Source organism: Thiomicrorhabdus sp., from assembly GCF_963662555.1.
Taxonomy (GTDB): Bacteria; Pseudomonadota; Gammaproteobacteria; order Thiomicrospirales; family Thiomicrospiraceae; genus Thiomicrorhabdus.
The window spans coordinates 2,272,306-2,284,994 of the sequence record NZ_OY759719.1; the positions used below are offsets into that span (position 1 = coordinate 2,272,306).

15 protein-coding genes are annotated in these 12,689 nt (G+C 36.3%); 6 read left to right on the forward strand and 9 right to left on the reverse strand.

Annotated features, from left to right (window positions below):
* Positions 1–298 precede the first annotated feature (298 nt).
* Complete coding sequence (locus tag ACORJQ_RS10220; RefSeq protein ID WP_321324239.1) at positions 299–628, reverse strand: YqfO family protein; 330 nt, start codon at positions 626–628, stop codon at positions 299–301.
* Positions 629–741: 113 nt separating this feature from the next.
* Between ACORJQ_RS10220 and ACORJQ_RS10225 the strand changes: the two genes are divergently transcribed.
* Positions 742–1,008, forward strand: coding sequence for a hypothetical protein (locus ACORJQ_RS10225; protein ID WP_321324240.1), 267 nt, complete (start codon positions 742–744; stop codon positions 1,006–1,008).
* A 123-nt stretch (positions 1,009–1,131) separates the two neighbouring features.
* On the opposite strand, the gene ACORJQ_RS10230 is transcribed toward ACORJQ_RS10225, so the two are convergent.
* The 3 genes from ACORJQ_RS10230 to ACORJQ_RS10240 form a co-directional block, all read right to left on the reverse strand.
* Positions 1,132–2,385 carry a methyl-accepting chemotaxis protein gene (locus ACORJQ_RS10230; RefSeq protein WP_321324243.1) on the reverse strand — a complete coding sequence of 418 codons (1,254 nt, stop codon included), beginning with the start codon at positions 2,383–2,385 and terminating at the stop codon, positions 1,132–1,134.
* A gap of 346 nt (positions 2,386–2,731) precedes the next feature.
* Positions 2,732–3,874: a protein-glutamate methylesterase/protein-glutamine glutaminase gene (locus tag ACORJQ_RS10235; RefSeq protein ID WP_420719581.1), complete on the reverse strand. Its 1,143-nt coding sequence runs from the start codon at positions 3,872–3,874 to the stop codon at positions 2,732–2,734.
* 113 nt (positions 3,875–3,987) lie between these two features.
* The gene (locus ACORJQ_RS10240) at positions 3,988–4,815 is read right to left on the reverse strand and encodes a CheR family methyltransferase (RefSeq protein ID WP_321324247.1); all 828 of its coding nucleotides are present in this window, start codon (positions 4,813–4,815) and stop codon (positions 3,988–3,990) included.
* A gap of 179 nt (positions 4,816–4,994) precedes the next feature.
* Between ACORJQ_RS10240 and ACORJQ_RS10245 the strand changes: the two genes are divergently transcribed.
* From ACORJQ_RS10245 to ACORJQ_RS10265, 5 genes are all read left to right on the forward strand, one after another.
* Positions 4,995–6,038: a flagellar hook-length control protein FliK gene (locus ACORJQ_RS10245; RefSeq protein ID WP_321324248.1), complete on the forward strand. Its 1,044-nt coding sequence runs from the start codon at positions 4,995–4,997 to the stop codon at positions 6,036–6,038.
* Between the two features lie 211 nt (positions 6,039–6,249).
* A complete protein-coding gene (locus ACORJQ_RS10250) occupies positions 6,250–6,774 on the forward strand; it encodes a chemotaxis protein CheW (RefSeq protein WP_321324249.1) in 525 nt (174 codons plus the stop codon).
* A gap of 72 nt (positions 6,775–6,846) precedes the next feature.
* Positions 6,847–7,206, forward strand: a complete 360-nt coding sequence (locus ACORJQ_RS10255; protein ID WP_321324251.1) for a response regulator — start codon at positions 6,847–6,849, stop codon at positions 7,204–7,206.
* Positions 7,207–7,244: 38 nt separating this feature from the next.
* Complete coding sequence (locus tag ACORJQ_RS10260; protein WP_321324253.1) at positions 7,245–7,517, forward strand: STAS domain-containing protein; 273 nt, start codon at positions 7,245–7,247, stop codon at positions 7,515–7,517.
* Between the two features lie 55 nt (positions 7,518–7,572).
* Complete coding sequence (locus ACORJQ_RS10265) at positions 7,573–7,878, forward strand: EscU/YscU/HrcU family type III secretion system export apparatus switch protein (RefSeq protein ID WP_321324255.1); 306 nt, start codon at positions 7,573–7,575, stop codon at positions 7,876–7,878.
* Between the two features lie 175 nt (positions 7,879–8,053).
* On the opposite strand, the gene ACORJQ_RS10270 is transcribed toward ACORJQ_RS10265, so the two are convergent.
* From ACORJQ_RS10270 to ACORJQ_RS10290, 5 genes are all read right to left on the reverse strand, one after another.
* On the reverse strand, positions 8,054–8,548 hold the full coding sequence (locus ACORJQ_RS10270; protein WP_321324256.1) for a chemotaxis protein CheW: 495 nt from the start codon (positions 8,546–8,548) through the stop codon (positions 8,054–8,056).
* 10 nt (positions 8,549–8,558) lie between these two features.
* Entirely contained in the window at positions 8,559–10,631 is a 2,073-nt protein-coding gene (locus tag ACORJQ_RS10275) for a chemotaxis protein CheA (protein ID WP_321324257.1), read from the reverse strand.
* Positions 10,632–10,773: 142 nt separating this feature from the next.
* Entirely contained in the window at positions 10,774–11,442 is a 669-nt protein-coding gene (locus tag ACORJQ_RS10280) for a protein phosphatase CheZ (RefSeq protein ID WP_321324258.1), read from the reverse strand.
* Positions 11,443–11,518: 76 nt separating this feature from the next.
* Entirely contained in the window at positions 11,519–11,908 is a 390-nt protein-coding gene (locus ACORJQ_RS10285; RefSeq protein ID WP_321326877.1) for a response regulator, read from the reverse strand.
* Between the two features lie 47 nt (positions 11,909–11,955).
* Positions 11,956–12,681 (reverse strand): RNA polymerase sigma factor FliA, encoded by a 726-nt coding sequence (locus ACORJQ_RS10290; RefSeq protein ID WP_321324260.1) that lies wholly within the window; start codon positions 12,679–12,681, stop codon positions 11,956–11,958.
* Between the last annotated feature and the right edge of the window lie 8 nt (positions 12,682–12,689).

A 12,689-nucleotide genomic window follows, 5' to 3' on the forward strand; every position in this document is an offset into this window, starting at 1 on the left:
TTTTAGATTAGTTTTGCTGGCTGAGCTAACTTATTTTTTGTTACAAAAGTTTATAACAAATGTTTCTGTAAAAAACCTTTTTTAAGGGCAAAAAAAACCCCAGTTAAGACATGCTTAAGCTGGGGGGTTCCATAATAAGGGGAACAATCTTAGCTCTTTTAGAGGAGTGTTGTAATGAAACAACGAGCTCATATTAATCGAACCCGATAAACATATCAACAAATTCTAATATAAAAAGTATTACAATATTTTATACCTCATAAAGCTTTAGTAGAGCTTTATTATCTTCACTAGAAGCTCACTCTTCATCATTATGAAAGCGATCTAATAATTCAACCACATCAAAGGCTGGCGTTTCATAGGGATGAGCGTTTTTTAATGCTGTAATCACTTTTTCAATCCCCTCTTCTTTAACAACCATTTCAACCCGAAATTCCTCCACACTTTGTACAGTATTCTCCTTACCAATAAAAGGGTTACTGCCATTAAGAGGTCTAAACTGGCCTTGACCTTTTACCTGCCAACAGCAGCTATCATAATTGCCGATATTCCCTGCTCCAGCATTAAACATAGCTGTTTTAACTACATCTAGATGTGATTCAGGCACATAGAATGTGACTTTATACATATTTACTCCCAAAAAGCTCTCTTACAGCCAAATAAATTCACTACAATATGTTTCAACTCTTAAAACAAAAAAAACTTTAAAACATTTATAACACATTGATAAAAGGTAAACACATGCGTTTAATTCTAATCACCTATGCGGTTATTTTATTTTTAGGAATCACTGCCATGCTCACAGACTGGTACTATTTAGCCAATATTGCCGGTTTTATTTCTGCCGTTGGTTTTATGGTTGTCTTCTTTAAAGACCGTCCAGACGAAGAGAGCGAATATGCAATTAAAATGCGCCGTTACTGGTATGTGGTGTTCGCTACGGGGATTTTCTTTAGTTTAATCTTTGGTAGCTTATGGAATAACCAAATGGGCAATATGGCTAGTTAACAATAAGTTCATAACATTAGGTTTATAACATTAGGTTTATAACATAAAGACTTAAAAACCTCTTAAAACAAAAAAGCCCCGTATTTACGGGGCTTTTGTTTAGAACTAGAGTTGATTGAAAAACTAAAACAGCTCAATCTCACCTTCGTCCATACTTTCTGTATTCACTCTACTCATTCGATGAGCATCTATCTCTTGACGTTTTTCATGAATACGTGCTCTAAACTCTTCAATACGTTGTTTATGCTCGCTTTCAGATTGTGCAGGCGTATTTTGATTTTCTATTAAAAACTCACTGATTTCATTAGAAAAACGATTTAGATTATCTAAATGGCTCATCACCTGTTCAACCAGCTGACGCACAATATCTTCAAACTGAAGTGAACGTACCGCATTTGATACACTCGTTTCAATCTCTGAAATCATGCCAGAAACATCACCCAATTTAGAAGAAATACCATCATTCATTTCTTCAAGATCACCAAGCATAGTACCTACTTTTGTTTGAGATGACACAGCATGTTCCATATCTTTAGTAGCCGTTTCACTGACAATGTTTCGCACCTGATCAACTGTTACACGAGCTTGTTCAGCTTGTTTACGAATTTGTTCATTCAATACATTGGAGTTTAATGAAAGTTTACGAACTTCATCAGCCACCACCGCAAAACCTCGCCCTGCTTCACCAGCTCGAGCAGCTTCAATGGCCGCATTTAGTGCTAATAGATTGGTTTGGTCGGCAATGCCTTTAACGTCTTCAAGCAAGTGAAAGATAGATTCAATCTGCACCACCATCTCATCAATTTTGTCCACAGTTTGATTGCTTCGTTGACTTGCGTTAGTCAACAGATCAATAAGGTATTGCAATACAACTTTAATTTCAGAAGAGAATTTTTGAATACTCATCTCGCTAGAAGTTTCTCCACCGCCTAAGTTGTCTAATAGCGATACAACAAGTTTATACTCGGCTTGGGTTTGTTCATGCAACCCAGAAAAGCTACCGTTTAAGGTATCAATGGCCTCAGAGACTAAGGTTTTCACCTGCAATAGCTCTTCACCAACTACAGAGACTTCTTTCTCTATAACTGCATCTACATCACTCATAATAAGCTGAAGTGATTCATCTACTGTTTTAACCCTTACTACAGCCTCTTTGGAAGAAGAAGGTACTGTAGGTGTTGAAGGGACTGACACACTTTTTTCATTAGCCGCAGTATGAGATTGTGTTTTGGCAACATTTGCCACAAGTAAAGTCCATACTATTGAGACCAATATAAGCATCATGCCCGCAATATAGGGTATGTCCATAAAACTCATAATTACGCCCAAAAGGGTAAGTAACCAGGCTAACCAATATGTTTTGATGACATCAAGCATGAGATTTTTCCTTAATTCGCTGATTGGATAGGTATAAAACCGCCCAAAAAACGGGATAGTTAAATGTATTTAGTAGCTTACAAAGCATGTAATATGCCAAGCATTTTCGGATTGTTAAAGATTAAAATATCGATTGATTAATCAGCAAGCATTCGATTTAATTTTCAGTCAATTAAACAAGGAATTAACATAAATAAATCAAATGTTAAACGTTCAGTAAATAAACAATCGATGAACAAATAAAAAGCCTATAAACTCACAGAGTTTTATAGGCTTTGTAATAATTTTTCTCGTCATGTGCTGTATAAGAATTGGGTATTTAATCACACGCCTGTAAATTATTTTTTTATGCAAGTTCCATTATTTTACTGGCTATCTTTTCAAGCGGTAATACAGAATCTACAGCACCAATTTTAACGGCCTCGCCAGGCATTCCCCAAACCACACTGGTTTTTTGATCTTGAGCTATAGTCGGCACTCCAGAAAGTTTAAGCTCTTTTAAACCCGCCGCACCGTCAGCCCCCATGCCAGTTAGCAATACACCAATAGCTTTTGAACCGGCCACTTGCAATACGCTTCTAAACATAACATCTACAGCTGGTTTATGGCGATTAACAGGTTCACTATCATCTAAACGACAAATTAAACGAGTGCCACTCTTAGCAATAACTAAGTGCTTATCACCTGGAGCAATATAAACATGCCCAGGGTGTATTTCCATCCCATCTTCAGCATGATGCACAGTCATTTGTGACACTGAATCCATACGATTTGCAAAAGGTAAACTAAATGCTGCTGGAATATGTTGCGTAATTACAATAGCGGGAGCATTAGCAGGCAATCTTATCAACACCTCTTTAATTGCTTCTGTACCGCCTGTAGAAGCTCCTAAAGCAACAAGCTTAGTGCTCTTTCTTGTACTTTGAGATACCTGTTGATTACTTTGCAAAGAACTTGTTGCTGAAAAACGAGCCGATAAAGAATCCACTGTATGATCCACTTTATGATTTACAGAGTATGAAGCGGTGGCTGGTTTTTGCGACTGGTTGGACACATATCGAGCATATTGCCTTTCCAACATTGAGCGACTAACTCTTGAAGCTGTTTTTACCTTGTTGCAAATCTCATATGTGTAATCTTCAAAGGTATGAGCTAAATCAATTTTAGGTTTAGTAACAAAATCTACAGCACCTAAATCCATTGCCTCAAATGTAACATCCGCTCCCTTCTCTGTAAGGGTTGATACCATAACGACTGGAACAGGATGAAGACGCATTAGGTTTTTTAAAAAGGTAACTCCATCCATCTTAGGCATTTCAACATCCAAGGTTAAAACATCCGGGTGTAACTGTTTTATTTTTTCGCGTGCATCATAAGGATCTATTGCCGTACCAACAACCGTTATCATTGGATCTGTTGACAACATTTCTTTCAGCATTTTTCTTACTAAGGCAGAGTCATCTACAATTAAAACTTTAATTGGTGTAATCACTGTAATCCTTTTTGTATCTGTTAAATATCGATAATTGGGTTAATTCTATACCAGTTATTTTATAACGATTATTCTATAAATACGTAAATAAGGTTCAAATGAACGACTATTTATTTGATTTTTTTATAGATGGTTTGCCCAAGCAATTCAAAACGATCGCAAACTTTGTATAGTGATTCGGAGTGTCCTATAAATAAATGACCATTTTCGGGGAGTCTATCAGCATAACGATTAAATAATTTGGCCTGTGTAGTTTTATCAAAATAGATAACGACATTACGGCAAAATATAACATCAATATCATCTTTTATGGGCCAGTCTTCCATTAAATTTAATTGCCCAAACTCAATAATTTTTTGTATCTCAGGCTTTACTTTAACTAGCCCATCTTGAGAACCCGTTCCTTTTAAAAACCAACGTTTTTTTCGTTCTTCACTCACCCCTTTAAGGCGATCAATCTTGTAAACCCCTGCTTTACCAGTTGCCACGACATTTGAATCAAGATCAGTGGCAATCACTTTTGCATCCCATCCAGCTGGAACCGACTCTTTTAGGGCGATTGCAATCGAATAAGGCTCTTCTCCGGTAGAACAACCAGCTGACCAAACCCTAATTTTCTTTTTGCCTTGATTGGCTTTTACCAGGCCTGGTATAACAGTGTTAGCTAAATATTCAAAATGATGATTTTCTCTAAAAAAGAACGTTAAATTAGTCGTAATGGCATTAATAAGGTGTACAAATTCTGCTTCACCTTGAGCTTCTACAAACTTTAAATATTCAGCAAATGTCTGCATATTCAAAAAACGAATGCGTTTAGATAAACGGTTATAGACAAGATTCTTTTTAGATTCATTTAAATCAATGCCAGCGTAATCGTAAACAATTTTTTTTACACGATTAAAGTCATTGTCTTGAAAATCAAATTCGCGTTCGCTCATGTTATATTGCTCTAATTTGAGGTGAATAATAATTGTTTAAGCAAAAAATTAGCCTATTTTTAAGGGTTTAGTTATTTTATTGTAAATTTCTCAAGTAAAACTAGTTTATTTATAAACCAATCACCCCCTATAATTGAGGGTAACTACACTCTATTCATTTAAAGGTTGGTATTGTTAATATGGTTACTACAGTTAATAACACCCTTAATAACCTACTATTAACTACCAGGCCTGGTAATTCTATTGAGAGTTTATTAAAGGTTGGACACATACTAACTGCCGATATTAAACCCTTAAGTAATACCCAAGTACAATTGACCATTGGTAATCAGACATTACTAGCAACAACCAAAACACCTATTCAAGAAACTGGTACGGTACAAGTTAAAGTCAACCAAGTTACGCCAGAGTTGCAACTTTCAATTGTTAAAAACCCAGCTCCAAACAGCTTAAATAATCTTTCTCAAACAGTGCAATCGGCCTATCGGCAATTTGTTCCTTTACAATCACCTATAAGCCAAGTTTTTCAACAAATTAACCTATTGCAATCTTTGCCGCCTTCAGTACAAACTTCGGTTCAAGAGTTAATGAGTTTAACTTCAAAAAACCAACTACAACCAGATGGACAGTGGATTAAACAAAAACTCATTGAGAGTGGGCTTTTTTTAGAGTCTAAACTTAAGCAAAGCAAGCCTGGTGACATGACTAGTTTCAAAAATGATATTAAGGCTCAAATTTTACAACTTCAACAACAAGTGAGTGCAATACAACAACAAAACAACTCGAGCAGTTTAACCAAACTTTCTACCTTGTTAGATCAAGCTCTTAGCCGCATTACCGTGCAGCAAGTTCAACTGTTTGAAAACCCAAATATAACCCCTTTAGAAATACCGTTTGAAAGAAACAAAAGAATCCATAATGATTCAGTTGAAATCAGAAAGCATGAACAAGCAGACAAAGCTAAATGGGAAGCTTATATTGATTTAACATTGCCGCAAGGCTTATTGTCCGTTAAGCTCAATCTAAACAACGATAACCAACTAGACTGCTTTGTTTGGGGTGAAACAGAAGAACTAAAAGAAAATGTTGAACAACACATGGATTTACTCAAACAACTGTTACAAATAGAAGGTGTAGAGTTAAACACCATCCAGCTTGCTTTAAACAAACCACCCAAAACCGACAAATCAACTAAAATGGCACTTATCGACATCAAAATTTAATTTTTTATGCCATTTGGCAATGTTATTGCTTGGTTTATGAAAAGTTTGAAAAGTTCACTATTGCCGTTTGAGTTAGGCATAAGAAAATAGGTAGATGAAAAGCATACCTATTCAACCTAATATTATGACGAACTCTGAACACAGCAACAAAAGCTCATTACGATTTCAGTTAATTATTACAACATGAGCCAACCAAAGAGAGATAACCAACATGGATAAGAATTTGGACGCTATTCAAGAACACATAGAACAAAACGAATCGGTTGACGATCAAGTTTTAAGCTTTGTTTTAGGTGAAGAAGAGTATGGCGTGGATATCTTGAGAGTACAAGAAATTAAAGGTTGGGAAAAAACCACCGCCATACCAAACAGCCCTGCTTATGTTATGGGAGTAATAAACTTACGAGGTTCAGTAGTTCCTATTGTTGATTTACGGGTTCGATTTGGCTTAAAAGAAGTCACTTATAATGATTCAACTGTTGTTATTATTGTGCGTTCAGAAGACCATACTGGTTCACAAAAGATTATTGGGCTAGTGGTTGATGGAGTATCCGACGTTTATGCTTTAAATAAGTCAGAACTACAAGTCGCTCCAGAAATGTCAGGTACGATTAATACAGATTACGTAAACGGTTTAGCAACTGTTTCAGACAAAATGCTTATTGTGCTACATGTAGACCAATTAATTAATGATGGCATACTGGCTTCTATTAAAAAAGCCTTAAATATTGAATAGCCGTCTGTATAATAAAACAAACCAAAAATTTAACGTTAAATATCAATTTAAACAAAAAGTGAGAGTATAAAGATGGCCAAGATATTAGCTGTTGATGATTCTAAATCTATGAGACAAATGGTAAGCATGTCGCTTAAATCCGCAGGACATGATGTAACTGAGGCTGAAGATGGTGCAGTTGCTTTAAGCATTGCTCAACAAAATCAATTTGATTTAATCGTTACAGATATAAATATGCCAAATATGAATGGTATTGAGCTTATTACTGCATTACGAGCTATGCCAAACTTTAAGTTTACTCCTATTCTTTGTTTAACCACAGAGTCTTCTGGTGACATGAAAACAAAAGGTAAGGAAGCAGGAGCAACGGGTTGGATTGTTAAACCATTTAGCCCTGAAAAATTATTATCTGTGATTAGCCGAGTATTGTAATTTACTCAATGATACATAACAGAGTGAAGAGGTAACTAATGAGCAACGTGATTCAACTTCCTGAAAGCTTAACAATTCATCATATTGAAAGTCATTTCAATGAATTAAACAAAAAATTTAATGATTTTGACGATGACATTACTATTGAAGCATCGGCAGTTGAAAACGTTGATACTTCTGGATTACAAACTTTAATGATTCTGGTTAAAAACGCTATAGATAATGGTAAAACTGTTACTTGGCTAGAAGTACCAGAAATACTTAAATTAAGTGCCGAAAAACTCGGTTTAAAACAACAACTCTCATTTTAAGAAAGCGGCTTTAAGCCGTTTTTTTATATCTGAATTTTAGTGTTTAAGGGTTACGATGAATAAAACTTTATCAGATTCATTTGCCGTATCTTTAGAGTACGAAGGATCAGGGGCCCCAAAAGTAACCGCTAAGGGCAGAGGCTATATTGCTGAAGAAATTATTCAAGCCGCTAAAGAACACAACATACCCATTCAAAGTGATCCAGAATTGGTGAATGTTTTAAGCCAGGTAGAGCTCAATCACGAAATACCCGAAGCCCTCTATGAGGCTGTGGCACAAGTGCTGATTTTTGCCTATCAAATCAGTGGTAAATCTCCATTAGATGATCAACCAGATCATACAGAGTTTTCAAAGACTTAAGCAAAAGTAACATCAACTCCATCAGATACAATCTACAAATTTTCTATTCATTCATTTTTAAGTTTAATTAAAGTACTTGCGTATAAACTTAACAAAAAAGCCTTATTTATATTGCAAAACACGTAGCAAAATAAATAAGGCTTTTAAATAAGTAAGAATATTAAAGAGAACTAAACTAACTAAACATGTTATCCACATCAATCAAAATAATCACATTATCTTGAAAATGGGCAATTCCTTGAATATACGAAGAAGTGGTCTCTTTTGTTGTGGATAATGCTTCAAAGCGATTTTCAGGAATATCTTTTACTTCCATAACAAAATCAACCAACATTCCTACGGTTTTTTCGTCATCTAATTCAACAATAATAATTCGTGATAAGTCATTAATTTCTTTAGCTGGCATGCCATACATGACTCTTGTATCAATAACCGTAACAATAACACCACGAACATTAATAACTCCAAGAATATTGTAGTCAGCACCTTCCACTTTACGAATTGTACCTACCCTTAAAACCTCTCTAATTTTTTTGACTTGAATACCATAAATTTCATTTTCTAAGGTAAACAAAACGCAGCGAGCACTTGGCCCTTTGTACTCATCTTCATCATCCAAAACTGGAGCACCACGCGATGTCGATGAAAACGATTCTTTAGTAAATTCCATTCATCTCTCCCTACTGAAAACGCTGAACAACGCCAGGTAAGTCTAAAATTAAAGCAATATTACCGTTACCTGTAATGGTTGCTCCAGCATAACCATGAACATGTCTTAAACCAACACCAAGGGGTTTAATAACCACCTCTTCTTGACCATTTACTTGATCAACAACTAATCCCGCTCGTTGATTGCCCACTGAAACAATAATGACCTTATTGCCATGATAGTCATCTTTAACCGAACCTGGTGCTAACCATTCCGATAGAAAATATAACGGTACACTGCGTTCACGCAATCTAACCATCATAGCACCATCAATTTTATTGGTTTTACTTGCATCATAGTCAAAAATTTCTTGCACACTAGTTAACGGAATAGCATAACTATCTTCATCAAACGAGACCATTAAAGTAGGCAAAATAGCCAGTGTTAAAGGAACTCGAATACTGATTTCTGTACCTTGACCTAAGACTGAATGAATATCGATACTACCATTTAATTTGGTAATCATATTCTTAACAACATCCATCCCTACGCCACGCCCAGAGATATCACTAATCTGTTCAGCAGTTGAAAACCCTGCCGATAAAATTAATTCAAAAGCAGCTTTATCATCTAATTGATTTGCTGCTAATTCATCCATCATGCCCTTTTCAACTGCTTTACGGCGTAACAGATCTGGATCCATCCCTTTACCATCATCGGTAATGGACAATAATATATGATCCCCCTCTTGTTGGGCGGCAAGAACCACAGTACCATTTCTAGGTTTGCCAGCGGCAACTCTATCCTCAGGCATCTCAACACCATGATCAACTGAGTTACGGACTAAATGCACTAGTGGATCAGCCAAAGCTTCCACCAAGTTTTTATCTAAATCGGTTTCTTCGCCACGAAGCTCTAAATCAATCTCTTTACCCAGTTTTCTCGCCAAGTCACGGACAACCCTTGGAAAACGACCAAATACTTTCTTAACTGGCTGCATTCGCGTTTTCATTACTGAAGCTTGTAAATCAGTGGTCACATGATCTAAATTACCAACTGCATTAGAGATAGCTTCAATATTAGCTTCACCGCCTCTAAGGGTTAATAGACGGTTGCGGACTAAAACTAGCTCACCAACCAAGTTCATAATTTCATCTAATCGCTTAGTATCAACACGAACAGTTGATTCAGTGTTATTTTTAGCAGGAGCCTTTGATTCAGCATTAACGGCTGTTTTTGATTTTGCTTGAGAAATGGTTTTTTCTGGTGCTTTTGGCACAACGGTCGGTGTTGGTTTTGCCACAATCGGTTCAGCCAAAACAGGTTCTGATTGAGAAGATGAAGCCCCATTTATTTGGTCTTCTATACTGTCACGTTGATTAAGCAGTGCTTCAAACTCTTCATCCGTCATATCACCGTCAGGATCAACACCCGATTCAAGAGCCAAGCCTTTTGATTGTTGTGTTTCTTGGCTGGACGTTCCGTCCCTTTGATTCAGTAGAGCTTCAAACTCTTCATCCGTCATATCACCATCAGGGTCAACACCCTCTTCAAGCTGCAAGCCATTAGTAGCTTGAGCTGGAGTAGAATTACCATCACGTTGGTTAAGCAATGCTTCAAACTCTTCATCAGTCATATCACCATCAGGATCAACGCCTTCAGCAAGATGCAAACCTGAACTTGCTTGAGTTTGTGGTTCTTCAGCAGGGATTTCTGGCAAACTTTGCCCTTTAGTTAGAGCATCTAATTCTATTAAAAGAGTGGGATTATTTTCAGGAAGATCACGCTCTCCGTCATTTAATAATTCAATAGAATCACTTATGACATCAAACGCTCGTAAGATAACATCTGCGGCAACAGCATCGTAATCTACATCACCGTTGCGGATCTTATCAAATACATTTTCAGCTCTATGACAAACTTCAATAAGGGGGGTAATTCCTAAAAAACCAGCACCACCTTTTACCGTATGGAAACCTCTAAACACGGCATTAAGCAAATCTGCATCTTTAGGAGAATGCTCTAGCTCGACTAGCTGTTCATTGAGTTGATCAACCAACTCTGATGCTTCAACTAAAAAGTCTTGTAAAATCTCTTCATCCACAGCTTTTACCTCTTGGCTATTCCTTACTCAGTGTAGTATGTCACACTGAAATCAATACCCAAGTAAAAGCAATCCTCATGCCATTTACGGCTGAGTATTTATTAAAGCGAAAAGAAAGCATTTTTTGTGATTACGTTTAACCCTAAATACCCAAATCACTTAAAAGATCATCAATATCATCTTGCGATTCTACGATATCTTTCTTTGCATTTGTGGTGACATTTGGACCAACTCCCTGCATTTCTTGAGATTTTTGTTCATCTGCATCTTTTGCACGTTCGGGAATTGAATGATAGTCGTGGCCAGAGTTTTCTATCAATTGAATCAAGCTATGTTCAAGTGAACTAATGACAAAAATAACTCTATTCAGTACCTGGCCTGTTAAGTCTTGATAAGATTGAGCCAACATAATCTCAGTTAAACCTTCACTTATTTTACTTAATTCAGCCTGTATTTCTTGATGCTGATTACTCTGCAACATTTGGCTAATACTTTCAATACTTTGTAATGCCCGTTCAGCTGTATCCAACGTTTGGTTACTTGCTTGTTCAGTAGCTTGAATGACGTATTCTAAGCGTTCGGTTGCATCTGGAATGTCATGCTTAGTCTGCATCAACAGTGAGTCATCATCAATTTCATTTAGCGTTAAATGCAAATTGCTGGTTAATGTATTTAACTGTTGGAAAAGTTCGTTTTCTCTAATCTGAGTCATCTCATCAACAATATTTGCAGCTAGCTCATGTTCTTGATTTTCAAGAGCTTCTACAAGCTGTTTTGCTTGTTGTAGATCAATTTGATTTGAGATTGCCATATATTGACTGCTCCTTGCAGGGACTAATAGCGAAAAAACGCCTTTAAGTTAATTTTGTGTGATATTTTAGATTTTGCTAAAGTTCGGATCTTTGATTAAAAATACTATGTATCTTTTCATTAAGAGTCTCGGAATTAAAGGGCTTAACAATATAGCCATCCACTCCTGCATCAGTAGCTTCAATAATTTGTGATCTTTTTGCTTCTGCACTAATTAAGAGAAAAGGAATGTTTTTTAAAGATGGGTCATTACGAACGAGTTTGAGTAATTCTAAACCTGATAAATTAGGCATATTCCAATCACTGACAATCAAATCAAAATGATGATTCGATAATTTTTGCCAAGCATTTTCACCATCATAAGCTTCATCAAAATTCTTAAAACCTAACTCTTCCAAAAGGTCTTTTACAATTTTTCTCATGGTAGAAAAATCATCTACAATTAGAATGTTTATATCTTGGTTAATCTGCACTGTTTATCCGTTCTCATTAAGTATTCGGTATCAGATAATATTTAAATCCATTCAGACATTCTAGAACGAATTCGTTTAATTGCCTGACTATGAATCTGACTTACTCTCGACTCACTAACCTCAAGAACTTCACCAATTTCTTTAAGGTTCAGTTCTTCATCATAATAAAGAGCCATAACAAGCTTCTCTTTTTCAGGTAAATTGCCAATCTCCTTAGCTAAAGCTTCTTGAAAACCACTTTCTGATAACTCTGCAAATGGCGTGTGGCTTTTACCTATAATTTTACCTTCAGAAAGTTCCTCGTGATCTGGCTCGTCAATAGAAAGAAGTTGTGCAGAATTGGTGTCTTGTAGTATGAGATGATACTGTTCAATTTCAATTCCCATTTCGAAAGCGATTTCAGTATCTTTGGCTTCACGCCCTTCTCTAGATTCAACTTTTTGAATAGCATCGCTGACTTCTCTAGATTTACGATGCACTGATCGCGGAGTCCAATCACCTTTGCGCATTTCATCAAGCATAGCTCCACGAATACGAATACCTGCATAAGTTTCAAAGCTTGCCCCTTGATTAGAGTTAAACTTTTGCATAGCCTCAATTAAACCAATAATACCCGATTGAATTAGATCATCCACAAACACACTATCAGGCAAGCGACCCTTAAGATGGTAAGCGATACGCTTAACTAATGGCAAATACGACTCTAAATCAAGTAATTCGTTACCTGATTGTTTTTGAACTTGCTCGTAAACACGTGTACCACTCATGCTCTTAT